The following is a 19,842-nucleotide window of genomic DNA, read 5'->3' on the forward strand; positions in this document are numbered from 1 at the left end:
ACATTCATTCAGACATATACTGATATTGAATACAATGCATGGATGCATCGCAGTCTTGAACAGTAATACATGCGAGTTCACTGAATTCATTATGTATCATTCCAATCTATGCTTCCCGAGTGTGGCTCGGGCAGCGGTGATATCACGGAATCGTGATCCAGGAGAACAGCAATCGAGAATGTGTTCTAATGTCTTGAGTGTGATTGGTCGATAGTTGAGTAATTCGCTACTCACGTTGATTCGGCGGTCGTCATACGCAATAAACGGGAAATCTTCAGGATTATCACAAACGTAGCCGTGTATTGCCCACTCATCCCAATCGGGAGGAATTGTTTCAGGTTGGTGCGTGCAATAAAATCGTCGCTCACCATGTTCTAGAATACACGACTGTACCACTGGAAACGGGGCATCTGCAGCGTCTAAGCTGGTATCATGATCTCCACGGATGAGCATATCACCATCAAGATGATTAAAGAATGCAATCGTCTCACTTCCATCGCGCGTGTCCGTGGCGACATCACCAAGATGAATGATGGTATCATCTTCACCCACCGTCCGATAATATCGATTCAAGAGTACTCGATTCATCTCAGTAATTGAGTCAAATGATCGGTCTGTGTCCTCGATGACCTGTAAACGCCCAAAGTGATGATCCGAAATAATATATCGACTCATTTCATTACCTCATATGAATATAATGTCCTAGTAAGTAGACAGTATTTCTAATCTGACATCTCCTTAGTCCTACACGCTAGGGCTTCCGTTAATCACTCATCAGCAAGCTGGTATGCTGGCGGGATATCATCGGTTGCTTCAATCATATCCGCCTCGACCTGTTCCTTGCAGACATCTCTGATAATTCCCGTCGTCATATCACGACTTCGCGTTGCAATGCGATGCTGGATTGCTGACGCCGATAGTGGCTCGTCAGCTGATTCGAGTATCTCGAGAACTCGATTTGTCGTCTCTGTATTTGGCACATTAATTATATATCGATGAGCAAAAATAAAATCTTCTAGTCGGGATACTCAGAATGGTATCATTATGTTGACATGGTCGGTTATGATCATTACTGACTTAGAGTGCCGCTGTTAAGATAGCGACTGTCCTCTCTGGTCTGATAGTGGATTTGATATATCAAGTAAATACTCATAACGTTTTGTGCTGAGCCTTCTACAGAGAAACAGGGTGTGTTCTGGGGTTGATATGACCCCGAGGTAGATTACTCAGATGTTATTCAATAACTATTACACACACCGTCATTATTATATGAACTTATTAGCAGTCATCTGGCTTTAATTATGGTTTCCGGTCCTCTTCTGTGTATCCTCCAGTCTTCCCTTCCTGTCTTGCATGGCTGATATTCTTCGAGGTCGACGCATACGCTTCGGTTGTCGGCGCAGTGTTCTGATTACTGTCGATAAATAAAAATTCTAACCCCTCTGTCGATGGTTAATACGATCGCGAACGACAGTGCGTGACGTTTTGGAGGCGTTCTCCTTGCCATCTATCAGAATGGCTTCATTGACCGTATCGAGGTGGTTACTCTCTGGTGTGTCCCGATTTGATTCGCTGTCTCATCAGTCGCCCACGCGATCGCATTATGAACTGCAGTCTTCTCGCATAGTCGATAATTCTCAGTATTGAGAGCAGGTGCATCCGCAATTGGAATCCGCTGATGGACCAATTCAACGGTATTGCTAAACTCATACATTATGACCGTGACGGTTCCTCTCCTCTGCACATGATATCTCTCTTGACAAACGATGAATGGCAAGAAAGTGTCCCGATTGATATAATTAAATTGAGTGTCGAGATGTAAGCTATGAGCGATTTGATTGTCACTCCACGTGGCGGGGGAGATGAGGTTGGTCGGTCGTGTTATCATCTCCAGGCTGGCGACTATGACTATTTTATTGATTGTGGGCTGAAACAGTCTGAAACCCCTGAGTATCCCCTTTTCGAAGATGTAAGCCAAGGACAGATTGACGCAGTTTTCATTACACATGCACATATTGATCATATTGGTGGACTTCCTGTTGCTGAGCATCACGGACTTCTTGATGATGATGCATCGATTTTCATGACTCGTCCGACAAATGCTCTTGCAAGTATTCTTCTTCACGATTCGTTACAGATTCACAAACAAGAGACCGCAGAGCTCAATCAGCCTCAGCAATTCACTGCCACCGACATTGAACAAGTTCTTTCCAGGATTATGACTATTGGTTATGACCGTAATCAGCATCTGAACATCACATATGAATGTGGGGATGCCGCTCATCTTCTCGGCAGTGTGTGGATTGCTATTGAGTATAATGACCGCTGTATTGTATTCTCTGGAGATCTTGGCGGTCGAAGCGCTCATCTCGGCGATATTGATGACCCCCCTGAGGCAGATGAGCTTTTCCTTGAATCAACATATGGAGAGACATTACAGCATCGCTCATTCACTGACGCTCGTACTGAACTCTATCAACAAGCAAAACAGGCTCTTGCAAGTGGGATTCCAGTCCTCATTCCAACGTTTGCTGTCGGTCGAGCACAAGAAATTCTCCAAATCTTTCGTGAGCGTGAGACTGACCTGCGAAATGCCGTTAATGGCGAGCCTTCAATCATCTATGATGGAATGATAACGGATTCGATGTCTGTCTATGAGGTGTTCTGTCAGGATGCATTTATGTCTGAATCGATGCTTAATTATCGAATCAATTCTGGTGATGTTGAACCATTCACACCTGAGTGTGCGAGAACACCCGATACAATGGATGAACGCGAACAACTCCTCACTGGTGATGAGGCATCGATTGTTATTGCACCATCAGGGATGCTGACAGGCGGGTGGTCACCGTACTACCTTCGTGATCTTACGCGACATTATGAGAATGCACGGGTGTTGTTTATTGGGTATCAAGCACAGGGAACTCCAGGAAGACGTCTCATTGAGGCATCAGGCGATATTGCCGATGTGCATGTGACTGCACTGCCCGCCAGTGAGGACTATGACCCTGTGACTGGTGAATTCGCGTTTCAGGATCAAGAAATACATGTGCCAACTGAATGGATTCACGAGATTGGTGGCATGTCTGCTCACGCGGGCGCGAATGATCTGCTGTCATTCGCCCGGCAGGTAAATCCACAGGGTATTTCACTTATCCATGGACCTCCTAATGCTGCGGCACATCTGCAGGAGTACCTCTCTGATAACACGACCGCGAGCACAATCCAGGTAGCACAACATCTTGAGCCGATTCCAATCGAAACTGAGCGTGGAAACGGTGATGAGCAGCCTGCTCTTGATTCCGTTCCGACTTCGGCTTCTACCTCCAATTCCGGTATCAAAGACAGTGACATTGAGGAGGTACGACAACGTCAAGAACGACTTGAAGCTGAATTAGAGACACTCCGTGACAAAATTGAATATCTCATCGAAAAGGGGTAATCAGATATGCTCATTAGTATGAATTGTTCTAAAGGACTCCCATAATCAAGTCATTTTAATTAATGTTTCTCACTCTGAGAGAGTCTTTGTGGTTATATATCAGATACACCAGATGTGTAACCTATGCCAACACAGCAAGTACGAGTCAATTCTGATAATCAATCCGGTCAAGACATACCGAATGATAGCCAAAACCGCCAGAATGGTGAACAGACGCTGGTCATTCGGAATTATGACGCCTCTAAGACCTATACAGTTCATGTGCAAGTTCATAACGCTGCAGGAAAATGTGTATATGAGCGAACACTACAGGCTACCCCCTCACGGGCAGTTACCGTTGAAATGTATTGTGAGGCTGCAACATATACCATCACGGCACAGATTGAAACTGGATCAGTCGACATGGCTGAGTGCCGTGTTGGAAGCGGTGTAGACCAGACGGCGCTCATCGAAACTGGCAACGGTTCCGTGAGAGTCGCTGACGGTCTTATTTAATCGGATGCAGTCCAACGTCGGGTTTATATCGATTAACTGATGTAGCGCATAGTATGGATTCGATTGGAGAGGCAGTGGCTGAAATTATACATGAACCAACACAAATACGCGATGATGGTGGGGTTGATATCACCGTGAATGAAATATATAACATACAGCAGCCTGGACAACTCGATTTTGGTGGTAGTGAGATTAAGCCTGCAGACGTACAGTCGCATTCAAAACAGCTTCACAACGAGAGCGATACTTACCAGTGGTGGCATCTTGATGAGGGAACATATTTGATTGAGTATAACGAATCACTGTCAACAAAAGCGCATCTTCAACCCCGGACAGAAATGCTTGAACAAGGAGCCACTCACCCATCGATACGCGTCGAATCGCTCCCAATGATTCCATTGTCTGTTCCTTCGACAGGGATTCATATAAAAGAGAATGCACGAGTCTCAGTCATTTTTCCAATAGCGTGATAATATCAAATATACCGTTAGTATCTGTATTACTCTGACTCACTCAATATCTCAACCAATCTTCACTCGTCGGATCGATATAAACATCAAGAGAGGCAGGCTGATCATATCTAAAATATCGCCTAGGAAATCTATATATGAATAATATGGAGTCATTTGACGGACAAGTCGTACTTATCACAGGTGCGAGCTCAGGTATCGGAGCAGCGACCGCGCGGCGATTTGCGAGTGCTGGAGCGACTGTTGTGCTCGCTGCCCGGACTGAAGCAACGCTCGAGACAGTGGCAAGTGAGTGTGAGGCGATGGGCGGGACCGCGCTTACGGTCCCCACAGATGTCGTCAGCCATACCGCAGTTGATGCGCTCATTGATGCCACCATTGAACGGTTTAATCAACTCGATATCTGCATCGTGAATGCTGGAACCGGCGAGTCCGCTGACACCGCACTCCCAGAGATACCTATTGAGCAATTCAAACAAGTAACTGAGACGAATGTCCACGGTGCGTTTTATACAACTCGTGCAGCAATCCCTCACTTGCGAGAAACCAATGGATCACTGATTTTCATCGGGAGTTTCAAAGGTAAATATCCGAGTACATCAACGCCGATATACGCTGCTTCAAAATGGTGGCTCCGGGGATTCGCAGCCAGCGTGGCCGGTCGTGTCGGACCAGATGGAGTTGCGACAACCCTCATCAATCCGTCTGGAGTTACGACAAACTTTGGTTCGCAATTCCGCGAACGTTCAAATAACGAGACGCTTGATTCAGATACAACTCTTGATGTGACTGATGTTGTCGGCGCAATCTTATTCGCTGCTCGACAGGATGCACCTGCAGCGGTGACCGAACTTGATCTCAATCGAGAAGATATTTTTTACAGATTTTAATTGATGACACACCTTTAAACGGTAAAACTCAGTATAACCGAACCACTCATGATACTTTTGCGATATGATCGAAAGACCACAGACATGATTGCCGAAGTGCGCTTCGCTGACACATAGAGAGTGCACAATGAGACTGCGAAACAAATTATATGACGAACAAGTGCCATGAGCTCACCAACTCCAGAATCTCCAATCACAATACGGTCCCAGGATATATCATACTCCGACACAAGAAATCAAAACTATCAGCATCATCAGGACCCATCATAGAGTATGCGTATAAGTGTAGTTGGTGGAAGTACGGTTACAGATGATGAGTACGCAAGAGCAGAGCGTCTGGGTGAGGTAGTAGGTGAGCGGGGTCACGAACTCATTTGTGGGGGGTTAGGTGGCGTGATGGAAGCGGTTTGTAAGGGTGCACAAAATACAGGGGCTCATACAATTGGTATCATTCCAGGCAAGGATCCGAAGCAAGCAAACGAATATGTTGAAACAGCGATTGCAACAGGAATCAATGATGCACGGAATCCAGTTATTGTAATGAATGGTGATGGCGTCGTTGCTGTTGATGGTGGTCCTGGGACACTTTCAGAAATAGGGCATGCGCTTACATTTAAGAAACCAGTGGCTGGTCTTGATACACATCGCGTTAATGGTGTTTACGGTATCGAACATATTGAAGTACCAATAGAGGCAGTTAGATATCTTGAAGATAGCATTGAGTCATAAAACATTCAAGCAGATCTGTATACGGTAATTGGTGATATGAACAGCAGCTAACTATGAAAATATAAAATAAAATCCCATCGTTCAGGTCGGAGGAGATATTAAGAGTCATTCGTTAACTCATATCCCAATCGATGAGCGGCGGCACTCTGAGAGTGATTAGTTCGAATAGTTTCACCGACGGTGTCGAATGACGCGGTTTCAGCGGCTCCTATCACGGCACGGATAATCACGGCGGTAAAGACTTGCACTAATTACTCTGAGACAATTATGACGAAAACAGTGCACACGCAAAAAGAGATGATACAGCACTGTGACTCAGTTCTCAGAATCGACAAATGTGGTATCAGTATTTGAGCAGAATATACATCTTAGCTCTCCAAGTAAATCTTCTCAATAGAAATGGAACTCACATCCGTGCTCCATACTGACATCATATCCTATTGATACTAACTCAGATTCGAGACCCGATATTCAATATGATAACACTCAGAACTAATCGCTTGAGTATCTTGAAATCGGGATTTCGATTACTATGCCATCATTTCTGTTGTCCCGACAACCCGGTTTCGAACCGAATCGGGATGGTTTAGATTGTGGACAATCTGGGATTCCATCGGCTACTGGTGATTTGATATACGTTAGCCGATGACGCGATTTTGGAGATAATCAAGATGTTTTGCGTTGTAAACAATCTTGATATTATCGGCTGCTGGTGATCCGATACATGTCAGCCGAACGTTCCTTTCAGAGACTTCTTCATCGGAAAGAATCTGCTGCATGTCCATGTCGATTTCTCCTTCCGTCACGATTGCAGCGCAGTTTGCGCATGCACCTGCACGACAGGAGAATGGCCAATCATACCCTTGTGCTTCTGCAGCTTCAAGAATGTATTCGCCCTCGTTTACCTCAAGTGATCCGTAATCTTCAGTATCGAGATCGGAATCAGCAGCCTTCTCGAAAAGATCATTATCATCCATTTCCCAGCCCTTATCATCAAGGGTCTCATAATTCAGATATTCTACAGTTGCCATCAATAGATTATATGTGCGTCATGGTATTAGAACTTATTATTTTGTTATTTCTCCATGATATTACGTGCATTCAGACACGATCAGGTCGATATCCTAAATGGCGGGTGTAAGCGCTGGACAGGCGAGGATCGTCCGGTATCATCCACAGTCACCTATCTGAAGAGATCGCTGTGTATGATGGATCACCCAAGGAATGGCGGAATGGTCCTGACCTGCTGGTGGAAACCTCTGATTGAGGTCCGGATCACACATCTCAACCCATGGGAGTCCACGAAGTGGATTTCCTGATTGCACGCTTTTTGATTGGTGAAATAGTTTCATTTGGAGAATCGATGGCTGCTATTTAAGACATCCAAACAGATCAATTATGATCTAAAGATAATAGAACAACAGAGGAGTCTGTGGTCGTGATTATCAGTTTGTCAATACTATCTATCAGTAGATACCCATGCCAATTTTGCCGATCTCTGTTGCACTGTATTTGCACGGAAGGGTATTCTATGAGATAATTCGACCCCAGCCCGCAGTCACGGCTGAATAAAAAAACTCAATTCCGTGTCTTGATTTGATTTCAAATGTCAAGAATCAGCACACGATGATCATGATTTCGTTCCATGCGCCAGTTGTCGGCACGGTATTGTTGATTGCGGCGGTGCTCATTGGGTGGTATAGTCGACGACTTCACCGACGCCAGTCGATTATATCGAAAACACCGACGACTGATCTCGGACAACTCTCTGAAGCCCCAATCGTCGAGGTTCAAGCCGAGGTGATCGATGGGGAAACATTTGACTCACCAATCGGAAATAAGGAATGTGTCCTTTCGGTGTGGGAAGTCGATGAATATGATGATACTGGGTGGGAAACTCGGGTTTCAGGCATCGACGCAAGACCGTTTATTATTGATGATGGAACAGGGCAGACTCGGGTCGATATTGAGGATCATGTCAAATCGAAATCTAATTCGGAATGGGAAATTAATTGGCGCGGACTCGACATTGACCGGATGCTCTCGGTTGGAGTCTCGATTGATGATGTATATTGTGTGTTTGATGAATTCTCTGTTGAGCACTCCGTATCATCCGACTGTGAGTTACCACCGCAAATTGCCGCATTTGAGAGCGCTGACCCCGATATTCCAGAGCGGTCTGAATCGACAATCAAGCTTGGGGAGATGGATCTGGAGAGCAAAAGTAAACGCCGATACTTCGAGGAAACAATCACTCCGGGACAGGAAATATATCTCCTTTGTGAAGCGACAGCAACAGGCGAGACAACTCATCCGACTGGACCAGATGACATAGTCCTGAAACCTCGACAGGGTGAGGAATTAACAATTATTTCTGACCAGACCCAAACAGATATTATCGCTGATTTTAATCAGTATCGGTGGGGGTACGCAGCAGCAGGAATTATGGCTCTCATCGGTCTGATAAGTTTCATTCCGTCGTAATTCCACAGAGTAGCCAATCGCGGCGGAGTGAAGTTGATTGGAGATTCTCTGGATAACAATCCTGTGGGAGACGGTGTACTCTCTAGTCTCTGAATATGACAGTAATCCAAAAATACTGAATCAATGGTACCATACTAAGCATTTACTTATATTTCGGTGTCCCAGATCTACTGACATATTTGTATTTGCGCCACTCGCATGTGCGCTCGCCGCAGCATCATATATCCTTGCTGGGTGTGTGCAAGCACAAAGACTGTCGATTTGTTGAGTATCAACTATTTCATTGATTTCGCTGAGATGCTCTTTGATAAGCTTATGTGTTTTGTTGCCGCATAACACACTTATGCCTGCATGTGAACATCTTACATGGACAATTATTATACTGTCTCATGCAATGATGCGCCGATCTGCGCCTCTCCCATTTGTGGGGTACATTGATGCGTATCGCTATTGCTGGAGCGACTGGGTGCGTTGGAAGCCGATTAATCCCGAGGCTTCTTGATGCTGGTCATACAGTCACAGCACTTGTCCGCGATGCCTCAGCGCCTCGTTCCGAATCGCTTGTTTCAGCCCCAGGCGTTCGAGTTGTCGAAGGCGACTTGCTCACCCCAGCAGGTGTTGACGAGTGCTGTTGCGATGCAGACATTGGTGTCTATCTCGTTCACTCACTTGGATCAGGTTCAAACTACGCAGATAGAGATTGTCAGGCTGCGACAGCCTTTGCCCGTGCTGCATCAACGGCTAGTATCAATCGCGTTGTCTACCTCGGCGGTCTCGGAGATGTAGACGGAGATGGGGATGATCATCTCCACTCTCGGAGGGCAGTCGAATCTGTTCTCGGTGCTGACCGGTATGATTATCAACTGACAACAGTTCGAGCGGGTGTCGTCATCGGTTCGAATAGCCTCAGTTTTCAATTAATGCGACAATGTGCTGCTCGGGTCCCTGTTGCGCCGGTTCCCCCGGCGATAAATACACCATGTCAACCAATTGCCGTACGCGATGTCGTGCAGTATCTTACTGCTATCATCAATACCAAGACCACTGCTGAGGTGATTGAGGTCGGTGCACCGAATGCTCGACCGTATGCCGACTTACTGAGAGTGGTTGCTAATGCACTTCAGACACGATTCAGCGTTCACATTATCCCTCGAATGCCACTTCCTGCGGCAGCTCTTGGTCTTGCTGCAGTCACAGATGTCCCATACCAGACGGTTTCGCCACTTGTCGAGAGCCTGTCAACACCTGCTGTCGTTTCAGACCCGAAGCCAGCAATAGCGCTTGGTGTTGACCCGATCAGGTTCGAAACAGCTGTTGATGAGGTGCTGAGACCAACCGAGACCTCTATGATGCCGAACGCAAAGTCATGACAACTGCAAATCAAAAAGAGTTCGGTGAAACATGGGTGTATGAAAGTATTATCAGCGCACTTCCTGGTATCGATATCCCGAATACCCTTGCGATTGGAATTCAACTTGTCTTTTTCGAGACAGCAGTTCTTGCCTTCGCAGTGTGGGATAATAATGGCGCGATTGCAATCGTTGGGAGTGCTGCGGTTCTGCTTGCCACACTCGGTAGTGTCGAGATGCTCCGTATCAGTCGGCTTGTCCGCTCGCGGGCAGTACCAACAAGCTATAAGCGGTTATTGTTTGGTTCAAAGGTAGAGACTGTTCTGGGAGTGTTGGTTTATGTGGCACTTATCACCCATCTGTTTGTATTTGAGCCCCAACAGAGTGTACGACCGTTATTGCATTCGCTTCTCGGAGCGAACCCACCAATTGTTGTCATGTATGTGCTTTTGCTCGTTGGGTGGGATATCTCATATCGCATTGGGACGAACTGGTGGGCAAGCTTGCTTGGACTTTGGCGAGCAGGTCGGTACCGAATTTCAAATGAGGGTTCGCATGAATTTAATCTTGATCCAGAAACGGCTCGCCTTCTTCGCCGTGCAGACTCTGAAACAGCACTTTTTGGTCTGCTCCAACTATCGATCGCTCCCGTTCTGAAAACAGGGTCAGTACTTCAAAATGTCCTGATCATCCACGTCATTGCTGTTGTTATTGTCTCTGGGACAGCAGCGATATTAATGAGTCCAAGCTTCCATTGATGTTGTCGTCTATCGGTGTTTTCTCATCAAACTCAAAAGAAAGACTCCCTGAGCAAGCAGTGATTCTCTAAGAGAATAGGCTAGGACAGTTTACATAGACCGCTGCGCGACCACTGAGAGATAGCCAATACGATCCTCTGCAACAGCGGCTTCCGCTTCGTGAATTCCATCAAGTAACCGCCGTCCGCGCTCACCGAGCAGTCCAAGTATTTGTTCATAATCAACTTTCTTTTCTAATTTCTCTTGCATCGCTAAGATGTCATCACGATGGTTCTGAACGTCTATCACGTCATATCCAGCCGCTTCAATTGCCTCGATTGTTCCCTGTCGACTGCGGCTGGATTCTAAACAGAGTCCAGTGGTAATTGGGGCTGGTAAATCAGGCAGTTGTCCCTCAACAGTCACATCTGAAAGCGCAAGATATCCGTCTGGCTCGACGATTCGAGCCGTTTCAGTGAGTGCGGTTTCATGTTGTTCAGTGAGACACATTACACATTCTGCAAGCACGACCTCGACGCTATTATTTGAAAGCGGAAGCTGTCGCATATCACCGCGGACGGTCTCTCTCCCGCTTGGTGAACGATCAACTCCCACAACATTAGCCCCACGGTCACGCGCTATGGAGAGCGACGTACCGGCTCCACAGCCAATGTCAGCAACTTGCGTTCCTGTAGTTACCGCGGCGCGATCTAACAGCTCCTCTGTTGCCTCGCGACCGCCTGGGTGAAGCGGATCATCAAGAATGCTGCGAAGCGTATCCCATGGGTTTGCAAGCGCAGTCTCAAGCATTCCCTGCATATTATTCACCACGTGATGCTGATTGATCGGTGACTTCTATTGCCTCAGTGACACTGGAATCCTGCTCAGCATCCTCAACAGAACACCCAGCGTCATCATCAATAGGTAATGGCTCATTGACTCCTGGTCTCCCTCCCCAGTTGTTTCGATTCCGAAGTGCATATTCACCGTCATCAGTCGTCATATTATATCCACAAAATGGGACTAATTCACCATCTTCGGTCGGCACAGAAATACAGCAATTATCTAATCGACCGGCATCGGCAGCATCGGCATCCATGAACCCGGTTAATGATATTGGAAGCACACGATCAAGCATTTCATCCGCGCCTGCTGGGAGCGAAGGAGCATCTCCTCCACAACAATTAGCCGTCTGACAGGCAGCCTCACCACCAGCCGGAGTTTTTGCAATTAATTCCATCCAGTCACTTTCATCAACCAGACCAGATATGTTAGTGAACAGATCCGCTGAGAGGAACTTTGTCACTGGAACTGGACCCTGTTCACTAGGGAGTAACCCAGTGGCTGATTGACAGTATGCCGAACAGCACGGAACGGGCATGAGATCCCGTGGCTCAATCACTTCAAATCCCTCAGCAAGACGTTTCGCAGCCGTATCTAATGAGAATCGACCGTCATTCGTCTCATACCGACCAAAGTGAGCCACCGGCTGGAAATTGACGGACTCAACAATATCGCGATTTTCTAATGCATATCGAACAATATCTCCCATCTCGTGATCATTCGTGCCAGGAACAATTGTCGGTACTAATACAACAGAGAGTCCAGCTTCTCGACAGGTCTTGACTGCTTCACGCTTAAGATCGGCTAAGTCAACCCCTCGGATTGCTTCATATGTCTCTGATTGAAGCCCATCGAATTGTAGATATATCGCAGTAACCCCAGCGTCAGAGAGTCGACTGGCATACCCCTTTTTTTCAACAAGCTCAATACCATTTGTGTTGATTTGAATGTGTTCGAATCCCATCTGAACTGCTCGTTCAACAATCTCTGGGAGGTCATCGCGAACTGTCGGCTCACCACCAGAGAACTGAATCGGTCGTGGACCACCACTCTTTACAATTGTCTGTAACAATTTTTCAACAGTCTCGAATGATCGATGTGTCCCACCGGGTCCCGAACTTGCAAAGCAGAATGAACATGAAAGATTGCAGTCAGAGGTCACCTCAATGACTGCCAGACAAGCGTGGTCATTACTGACAGTGAAATCCCCATCCGGATTAAATTCGGCATCAGGTTGAAATTGCTTTGCCCACTCCCAGTGATCAAGTGAATCCCAAACTTTCCGTGTCGTCTCACCGTGCTCTGGACATTCACGATGAAGATACACTGAGCTATCATCGGTGACATATTCACCCGGAATGAGAGTAAGACAACTCGGACAGAGGCTTGTCGTTGACTCCAGTCTCCGTTTGATTTGACTCATATCAATTCGCATTGTGGGAAGAATATATACGTTATTCCTATGTGAAATATATACAATTGTGGCGAAGCAAAATATATCTTCAACGTATATATTCATGTATGATACACGAGGACCTGACAATATCTGTGTCTTCGGACCCTGCTCAGGAGCTAGTCGAATCAAATGAACCAACACAGGAGATGACGCATCATATATCTCATAACGAGAAGTCAAAAGAACACTTGAGCGATTCACCGTCGCCTCCGGTGGCATCGCTGTTACCATGGCGGTCATCTGGACCGGAGTCAAGATCGAAGTCTAAATTTGGGTCTGGATCTGAATCTGATATCGAGATTAAATTATATATCGTGACTGGATACCATGGAAAGCTCAAAATCCCGGAGAGCTTCTGTCGGGAGTGCAACTTGTTTGTCCAAGCCGCAGATGCTGCGGCCGCACAGGTTGATGTCGATGTAGATGTATCAGTTGTCTCGTGGTGGACACACTTTCCTTTTGCACTTCGCTATGGTGGCTATCATCCGCCCGTTATCGTTGTTGAGGGGACTCGTCTTTCACAGGGACACCAGGTTCCGACAACAGAGTCGGTTGTTGAGGCAATTAAGAAATCAATGAATCGATAATATAAAGCCTCATGAGGGACTCTTTTTCGTATGTCAACTCGACTAACTGATTTTTCATTACCTAATGTATCTGCTGGACCGGACCCGTTTTCGGTAGCTACATTATCGGAGGAGATTGAGTTTGTCGTTCTCTTTTTTCAACGTGATCACTATTGCACCAACTGTCGTAAACAGGTACAAGCAATCGCCGAACAAATAGATGCCTTTCACGAGCATAACGCAGAAGCTGTTTCGATCGTCCCTGAGCCTGTCGAGCGTGTCGCAGAATGGCAGTCGAAATATGATCTTCCATATCCACTATTAGCCGATCCAGCAGCCGAAACTGGAGAGGCTTATGACCAACCTGTTCGGTTTGGAATATTAGGACGATTCAGCGACTTCTTCGGTCGGATGCCAGCGGTTGTCATTCTCGATCGTCGTCTCTCACCAACGGAAATTGCGTATACATATAAAGGAAGTTCAACGTTTGATCGACCTGATATTAAGACCCTTCTCACTGAATTAGAATCACTTCAGGCAGCACCCGAGGTTGATGTCTCATGACCAGCACTTTCGTCATATTCACTCTTCTGACGATTGTATAGTCAACCTCGCTGTATTGATCATTCCTCCAACTTCTCGAAGATGAAATGTATCTTACTGCGTTAATCGGTCCTCTAATGTCCTGTATTGATTCCAGCCGGTATTTTGCATCATCATAACTCTCAAATCCTATTTCGAGTCCAATCGGCTCCCCAAATATGCATGGCAACTTCCAATCTTGATCGATGAGTGTTAACTCGTTGCCTTCTTGAAATTGTTCGCCGATTTCAATCAGGAACCGACCAGCATCGGCGGCATTAACTCGATATTCCTGCTCAAAATCTCATTCTTCTCGAATAAACGTCCGTTCAGTTTCAGTTTCTCTTTGATTATTGGCGTTTGATTGTTCTATCGCGGATATGATTGAATGAGCATAGATAAAGAATGTGTACCAATAGACAGAGATACTCATAGCCACTCACTACCAGATTTAACTCAGAATAATACTAACGAACAGTTGAACTGGCTTTATTCGGTTCGTATAGTGTTAATACGCTAATCGTCGTTGATAATGGGACTCAATGTGTGGGGTGATTCGATACACCCAAACCAATCGTCCAATTCATTCTATACATGCTTGGATACGCTGGTCGTAACAACACGCTTCGGGATCACCAACCCCCAGTGAGATGCAACCGAGGGATGCAAAAGAAAACCTGGGAGGACAAAGGACTCCCATACGCTGGTGAACTTGCTGAACAGAACTTCCGCGACCTGCTAACTATTCTTCAATGGAACTATGAACACGATATCGGGTTCTATCGATGTACATCACAGTCATTTGTCCCGTGGAATTCTCAGTATAATATTGAATCACTCCCAAATATCGACACGATTCGAGAAGTCGCTGAACAATGTGGTGAATTTATTCAAGATCACGATATGCGGCTTTCATTTCACCCAGACTATTTCGTTAAACCGGCTTCCACGACGAGAAGTACCCGCGAGAAAGCTCGAAAAAGTCTTGAAAATCATGGCTCATGGCTCGACTTGATGGGTCTCCCACAAACGAATGAATATCCGATTAATATCCATATTGGCGGTCATTACGGTGACAAAGCGAGTACAGCAGACCGCTTTATCGAATTTATGAAGACGGTCTCATCAAGTGTTGCTGATCGACTTGTGATTGAAAATGATGATAGCCCGAATCTCTGGTCTGTGACAGAACTTGTTGAAAGTATCTCGACTATCACTGACTGTCCTATCACATTCGACTATCATCATCATTCGTTCTCTACGGACGGGACCACATATCGTGAAGCATTCGCGTTGGCTGCAGATACGTGGGGTGTATGTCCAGTAACACACTACTCCGAACCGGCAATCTTGCATGCAGAGAACGCAGATCGACCACAGACTCATGCGTCGTATGTTGACCGTGTACCATCATGGCTCCATACTCAGGCTGATGTGATGATTGAATGTGATGGAAAAGAACTTGCTGTAAACCAGGTCCAAACAACTACTTGATAGTCTCTCTCATTACCTTGAGACGACTTATTTATCAATTATATTAGGCATTTGATGACATAACGGATAGACAGCGTGAACTCACAGATTGATATTGAGTCCCAGAGCAATGAATTCATCAAGGCTTGATCAATATCGAAACAACCCTCTCTTTATGAACATCATATAATGTGTGCACAGACTAATTACGGAATCTCAAGAAGAAAGCTTCGCGCTTTGTTGTGGGGAAATCCGACATGAGGGACGCCACCCGCGAAGTATTAATTTGCGTGATAGCACATTCAGTCGTAAGTACATCAGACGAAGATTAGAGTTGATTTGAGGTCTCCAGTATCACAAAGCAATCCTGCGTCGGATAACCACTCACCCTCGTGGGTGAGTCGGATCGATGGCAGTGTCTGTGAGATCCAAACGGATACCCAGCCCCAAGCATGTCACGCCTCGCCTCGAGCGAGACCCGATATAGTGAACTCACCTCGAGCGAGACCCGATGTAGTGAACTCACCTCGGGGTAGTTGCCTTGACCGCCTGTATACAAATCATAACTGAGATGCCGATGGTCTCGGCCAGGGTCCTGTCGAGGATGCACAACCAGCGTGCTGCTCCACGAGGGAAGCCTCGTGATTCAATCCGGTGAGAATATCAAAGCTGTCACAGAAGGCATATCAGACTACATTTCTTATATTCATGCATGAGACCGAGCGTCGACATTGAGCAGTGTGAGATGTATGAATGTCCTACCTGCGGCGTACGCGCAAGCGAGCGAGGGGAATGTGAGTCGTGTGAAACAGAGCTCATTTCAATTGGTTGCGAACGAGACTTGTAGGATCCGCCTCCACGTGCGGTACCGTCAGGAGCAGTGTCATTATTTTCTAGACATGTAGTGTATTGATAATGTAGCGGATGGCTTGCGTGCCCTATTTACCGCTTCTTCATATGACATAGAGTGATTCCACAGTACCACGTCACTGGATATGGGTCCGACGACTCCAAGTCTCATCCCTCTGCTCGTGTAGTTGGAACCGCTTAAACAGAATCAATTGAATAAGATCAGATAAACTAGATATAGTATATATTATCCGAATCATAAGATCAATAAAAACAAAGTTGTGGTGACTTGTTGACAACATTATGAGGTTCATGAGATATCATTGATCTCTGGTTGGACCACAATCGCCAATTTTGAATCTCTCTCACTGTCGGAGGGGAATCACACGATTCGGCGCCTCAAGATCGTAGCGCGTCTTTGTCGAAACGAATGTCCCAGATTACACACTAGTCGTGTGCGACAGTCGTATTTCTCATTGTGCCGCCACATTTTGGACAACGACTCTGCTCTTCTACATCCTCGACACCAGTTCCACAATCACGACAGATATGTAAATCGCCGACAGAATAGTTTGGATCCGTTCTCATCATGTTTTATAATTAATATCTTAACATACTTAACATATGTGCTACATTTCTGTAAGTAAGCTACTCCATCTCACTTGTCAGTCGAATTAGTATTTTGAGCCCTAGAGTTATTCTCAGTGGCGCTTTATTACAGTATTACAGGGATTGCTGATTGCTTTCATCAAATAATTCCGGGCACTTGCTAATCTATTTGAACATGATGACCTCACCATCGAGATTTGATATTCTCCATATCCTGGAGGGCGAGGATTCTCAGGCGTTGGGATATTGAAATTCGCAACCTGCCATTCTCTGGGTGGAACAATCCAGAGGCTTGAGCAAAGAGGTACACCGCCAAGATAAAATGACTGAGAAGAGTGGACGGAATCACCGATCTATAGTTTTCGTATACGGCCAATCGCCAATGACTTGCATCCCTTCAGCGCGATTTTCACGCTCAAGTTGATCAGCAATCGCTGATGGTGGGCGATGGGCGACTGTTGTATCGTCGCTGGCGAGTTCAATAACCAGTTCGGTCAATAAAATCGCTTGCTCACGAAGGTCACGGACCGATAATTTATCAAGTGTATCGGCGTGAGTATGACCCCAGCCACGACCGACATCGCCTGTATCTGCTCGAATATGATACCCCGGGACACCCCATGTGACATATGGCCAATGGTCACTGTGTGGATTCAATTCAGGTGGCACATCAATCGGATGATCCATGCGGGCAGCAACGCGGTCAGCAGCGTCGATAAGATCATCAAACCCATGTGCATGACACACGAGCGTTCGATTCCGAACAACCCCGTCATTATTTATAATTGCCTTAATCGTCTCATAATCACGCGAATCAGCATCGTATTGCGACCCAACGAGTCCAATTTCCTCGGCTCCATACACAAGAAGATGCACGCGGGTATCAAGCTCAGATTCACGCTGTGCAAGTGCGCGTGCAACTTCGAGCACTATTGCGGTTCCAGCAGCATTATCAGCCGCCCCTTCTCCAATATCGTGGGCATCAACATGACTTGTCAATAAAACAGCATTCTCTGTCTTTGGACCAAGGTCAGCATGGATATTCTGACTTGTCGTGTCATAAATATCGACATGAGTGTTGACAACCACATCATCCCCTGTAAATCGTCGAGAAAGCCGTTTTCCGACCTCTTTTGAGACACCAACTGCTGGGATTTCTCCGATCGGAGCTTCCTCAGTTCCAACGCTACCGGTTGGGGGTAAGCATCCGTTGACGTGGTTCCGATAGATGAATGCTGAGGCTCCAGCATTGACTGCTCGGTAATATTTCTCTCGTCGATGAACGTAACGATCGTGCCAATCTGGGATGTCACTGGCAGCAAGGATGACCTTCTCATTAAGATCACAATCAAAGTCAGCGGGGAGTCCGTGCCCAATATCAACTAATTCACCCATTACATTTCCGCTTGGACTGCGAGGAAGAGCAATGCAGTCCTGCGCTGTATCCCCAGCATGTATCGCAGCAGACTCACGCGCCCAGCCCTGTATTTCAAATTCTTCGAGATGTGCATCTCGTACACCAACATCTGTAAGTGCATCACGTGTCACCTCAGCAGCATGGCGTTCCCCACCGCTGCCAGCCATCCGGATATCGATATCAACAAGCCTCTCAAGATGCTTCCATCCGATGTTACTTGTGAATGTCTCACCAATCCAATCAGTCATATATGACTGTTGACGGTGTTAATTAAATGCTCTTTTGTACAGGTAGGACAAGGTAAGTGTCACAATCTTAATCCCGCAAAAGTAAAATAGCATATGTAGAGCATTTATTCGTGTCAAATGAGTACTCAATATGGTTCATTCCTGACCGTGACTCGGATGCATATCGGCGCTTATCAACTATAATCAGTGAGTACGCTGAGATGTATGACGATGCCCCTGAGTTCAGACCGCACATCACCATCCTTGGTGGAATTGACCGCGATGTCTCAACTCTAAAAAAGGATGTGAAAAATCTCGCTGAGGAATGTAATCCAGTGCAAACTGTGTTGACGGGAGTACAGTGTTCGACAACGAAACACCAATGTGTGTTTTTATTAGTTGAACCGACGGTGAACATTCTTTCTGCACATAAAGCAATGAGAGATACATGTAATATTGATCACAGAATGTATGTTCCACATCTTAGCATCATATACAGTGAAATGAATATAACGGAGCGACTACAAATTATTAATTCGACTGATGTTTCATCATTGCAAGGTACAATCTACTCTGATGAGATTGCACTCATTAATACAAAAAAAGAAGTCCCAGACTGGGAGATGATCGAGAGCTATGATCTATCATTGAAATAATGAGAACACTAGATGTAGATACGAATACCAGAATACGATTGGACAGTCAGGATATTACGATGCATTTGAGTGACACATACAAATCAGAGCACGCTAGAATAGTTGGTTATTTAATACCCATGCAGATATTCAACTGAATTATTGTATTACGGACTGAGGGTCTCTAAGGTTGCCAGAATTTCCTCAAGTGCACTGATGAGACCTTGGAGTGCTGATAGAGGATCTCCACTGCCCGTTGCTGCAGCGGCAGTTCCACTTGCCGCAATAAGACCAACAAGCACAATCAGTGCCGCAAGCATAATTTTTCTCATATCTCATAATATCATATAGACGCAAAAAGATGTTTCGTATATCAACTGTGAAGTGCCTCAGGGTCAAGCCCTGTAGCATCCGGCTTGTAATTTTGTGAATATGCTATGGGCACTGCACTTCAGGAGCGACCGAATAGTATCTATAGTACAATCGATTGTCACTTGCATGGTTGTTGCAGTATTGCGTTGTCAATCTCAGCAATACGATAGTGGATATTACTACCTTTGATTAAATCTCTCGAGCGAGAACCGCTATA

At 46.0% G+C, this 19,842-nt stretch carries 21 protein-coding genes; 12 read left to right on the forward strand and 9 right to left on the reverse strand.

Going from position 1 to position 19,842, the window contains the following annotated elements:
- Window positions 1–96: 96 nt before the first annotated feature.
- From HQRW_RS05340 to HQRW_RS05350, 3 genes are all read right to left on the reverse strand, one after another.
- Window positions 97–675, reverse strand: a complete 579-nt coding sequence (locus tag HQRW_RS05340) for a metallophosphoesterase (RefSeq protein WP_014555776.1) — start codon at window positions 673–675, stop codon at window positions 97–99.
- Window positions 676–767: 92 nt separating this feature from the next.
- Entirely contained in the window at window positions 768–980 is a 213-nt protein-coding gene (locus HQRW_RS05345) for a hypothetical protein (protein ID WP_011571265.1), read from the reverse strand.
- 530 nt (window positions 981–1,510) lie between these two features.
- Window positions 1,511–1,714 carry a hypothetical protein gene (locus HQRW_RS05350; protein WP_049891678.1) on the reverse strand — a complete coding sequence of 68 codons (204 nt, stop codon included), beginning with the start codon at window positions 1,712–1,714 and terminating at the stop codon, window positions 1,511–1,513.
- A 111-nt stretch (window positions 1,715–1,825) separates the two neighbouring features.
- On the opposite strand from HQRW_RS05350, the gene HQRW_RS05355 reads away from it, so the two are divergent.
- The 5 genes from HQRW_RS05355 to HQRW_RS05375 all read left to right on the forward strand — a co-directional run bounded on the left by HQRW_RS05355 (window position 1,826) and on the right by HQRW_RS05375 (window position 6,026).
- Window positions 1,826–3,442, forward strand: coding sequence for an MBL fold metallo-hydrolase (locus HQRW_RS05355; RefSeq protein ID WP_014555777.1), 1,617 nt, complete (start codon window positions 1,826–1,828; stop codon window positions 3,440–3,442).
- 123 nt (window positions 3,443–3,565) lie between these two features.
- Window positions 3,566–3,937 (forward strand): hypothetical protein, encoded by a 372-nt coding sequence (locus HQRW_RS05360; RefSeq protein WP_014555778.1) that lies wholly within the window; start codon window positions 3,566–3,568, stop codon window positions 3,935–3,937.
- A gap of 53 nt (window positions 3,938–3,990) precedes the next feature.
- Complete coding sequence (locus HQRW_RS05365) at window positions 3,991–4,407, forward strand: dCTP deaminase/dUTPase family protein (RefSeq protein ID WP_014555779.1); 417 nt, start codon at window positions 3,991–3,993, stop codon at window positions 4,405–4,407.
- Between the two features lie 137 nt (window positions 4,408–4,544).
- Entirely contained in the window at window positions 4,545–5,297 is a 753-nt protein-coding gene (locus HQRW_RS05370; RefSeq protein ID WP_014555780.1) for an SDR family oxidoreductase, read from the forward strand.
- A 273-nt stretch (window positions 5,298–5,570) separates the two neighbouring features.
- The gene (locus HQRW_RS05375; RefSeq protein WP_011571270.1) at window positions 5,571–6,026 is read left to right on the forward strand and encodes a TIGR00725 family protein; all 456 of its coding nucleotides are present in this window, start codon (window positions 5,571–5,573) and stop codon (window positions 6,024–6,026) included.
- A 638-nt stretch (window positions 6,027–6,664) separates the two neighbouring features.
- Here the strand turns inward: HQRW_RS05375 and fer are convergent.
- Window positions 6,665–7,057, reverse strand: coding sequence for a ferredoxin Fer (fer, locus tag HQRW_RS05380; RefSeq protein ID WP_014555781.1), 393 nt, complete (start codon window positions 7,055–7,057; stop codon window positions 6,665–6,667).
- Between the two features lie 601 nt (window positions 7,058–7,658).
- On the opposite strand from fer, the gene HQRW_RS05385 reads away from it, so the two are divergent.
- The 3 genes from HQRW_RS05385 (at window position 7,659) to HQRW_RS05395 (ending at window position 10,617) form a co-directional block, all read left to right on the forward strand.
- Window positions 7,659–8,510, forward strand: coding sequence for a hypothetical protein (locus HQRW_RS05385; protein WP_231852439.1), 852 nt, complete (start codon window positions 7,659–7,661; stop codon window positions 8,508–8,510).
- 437 nt (window positions 8,511–8,947) lie between these two features.
- Window positions 8,948–9,880, forward strand: coding sequence for an NmrA family NAD(P)-binding protein (locus HQRW_RS05390; RefSeq protein ID WP_011571274.1), 933 nt, complete (start codon window positions 8,948–8,950; stop codon window positions 9,878–9,880).
- Window positions 9,877–10,617 carry a DUF7530 family protein gene (locus HQRW_RS05395; protein WP_014555783.1) on the forward strand — a complete coding sequence of 247 codons (741 nt, stop codon included), beginning with the start codon at window positions 9,877–9,879 and terminating at the stop codon, window positions 10,615–10,617. Before HQRW_RS05390 ends, HQRW_RS05395 begins: the two co-directional genes overlap by 4 nt.
- Window positions 10,618–10,707: 90 nt before the next feature.
- Here the strand turns inward: HQRW_RS05395 and HQRW_RS05400 are convergent, their stop codons facing one another.
- A complete protein-coding gene (locus HQRW_RS05400) occupies window positions 10,708–11,415 on the reverse strand; it encodes a class I SAM-dependent methyltransferase (RefSeq protein ID WP_014555784.1) in 708 nt (235 codons plus the stop codon).
- A 1-nt stretch (window position 11,416) separates the two neighbouring features.
- Window positions 11,417–12,862, reverse strand: a complete 1,446-nt coding sequence (locus HQRW_RS05405; protein ID WP_231852440.1) for a radical SAM protein — start codon at window positions 12,860–12,862, stop codon at window positions 11,417–11,419.
- 98 nt (window positions 12,863–12,960) lie between these two features.
- On the opposite strand from HQRW_RS05405, the gene HQRW_RS16375 reads away from it, so the two are divergent.
- The 3 genes from HQRW_RS16375 (at window position 12,961) to uvsE (ending at window position 15,537) form a co-directional block, all read left to right on the forward strand.
- A complete protein-coding gene (locus HQRW_RS16375) occupies window positions 12,961–13,482 on the forward strand; it encodes a hypothetical protein (protein WP_231852441.1) in 522 nt (173 codons plus the stop codon).
- A gap of 30 nt (window positions 13,483–13,512) precedes the next feature.
- Complete coding sequence (locus HQRW_RS05415) at window positions 13,513–14,025, forward strand: peroxiredoxin family protein (protein WP_014555787.1); 513 nt, start codon at window positions 13,513–13,515, stop codon at window positions 14,023–14,025.
- Between the two features lie 612 nt (window positions 14,026–14,637).
- Window positions 14,638–15,537 (forward strand): UV DNA damage repair endonuclease UvsE, encoded by a 900-nt coding sequence (gene uvsE / locus HQRW_RS05420; protein ID WP_014555788.1) that lies wholly within the window; start codon window positions 14,638–14,640, stop codon window positions 15,535–15,537.
- A gap of 1,275 nt (window positions 15,538–16,812) precedes the next feature.
- On the opposite strand, the gene HQRW_RS15440 is transcribed toward uvsE, so the two are convergent.
- Together HQRW_RS15440 and HQRW_RS05425 are read right to left on the reverse strand one after the other, a co-directional pair.
- A complete protein-coding gene (locus HQRW_RS15440; protein WP_014555790.1) occupies window positions 16,813–16,956 on the reverse strand; it encodes a rubrerythrin-like domain-containing protein in 144 nt (47 codons plus the stop codon).
- A 363-nt stretch (window positions 16,957–17,319) separates the two neighbouring features.
- Window positions 17,320–18,639: a M28 family peptidase gene (locus HQRW_RS05425; RefSeq protein WP_014555791.1), complete on the reverse strand. Its 1,320-nt coding sequence runs from the start codon at window positions 18,637–18,639 to the stop codon at window positions 17,320–17,322.
- Between the two features lie 110 nt (window positions 18,640–18,749).
- On the opposite strand from HQRW_RS05425, the gene HQRW_RS05430 reads away from it, so the two are divergent.
- Window positions 18,750–19,274 (forward strand): 2'-5' RNA ligase family protein, encoded by a 525-nt coding sequence (locus HQRW_RS05430; RefSeq protein ID WP_014555792.1) that lies wholly within the window; start codon window positions 18,750–18,752, stop codon window positions 19,272–19,274.
- Window positions 19,275–19,420: 146 nt separating this feature from the next.
- Here HQRW_RS05430 and HQRW_RS16090 read toward each other — a convergent pair whose 3' ends face one another.
- Window positions 19,421–19,585 (reverse strand): hypothetical protein, encoded by a 165-nt coding sequence (locus tag HQRW_RS16090; protein ID WP_014555793.1) that lies wholly within the window; start codon window positions 19,583–19,585, stop codon window positions 19,421–19,423.
- Window positions 19,586–19,842 lie beyond the last annotated feature (257 nt).

Origin of the sequence: Haloquadratum walsbyi C23, assembly GCF_000237865.1 — an archaeon.
Taxonomy (GTDB): Archaea; Halobacteriota; Halobacteria; order Halobacteriales; family Haloferacaceae; genus Haloquadratum; species Haloquadratum walsbyi.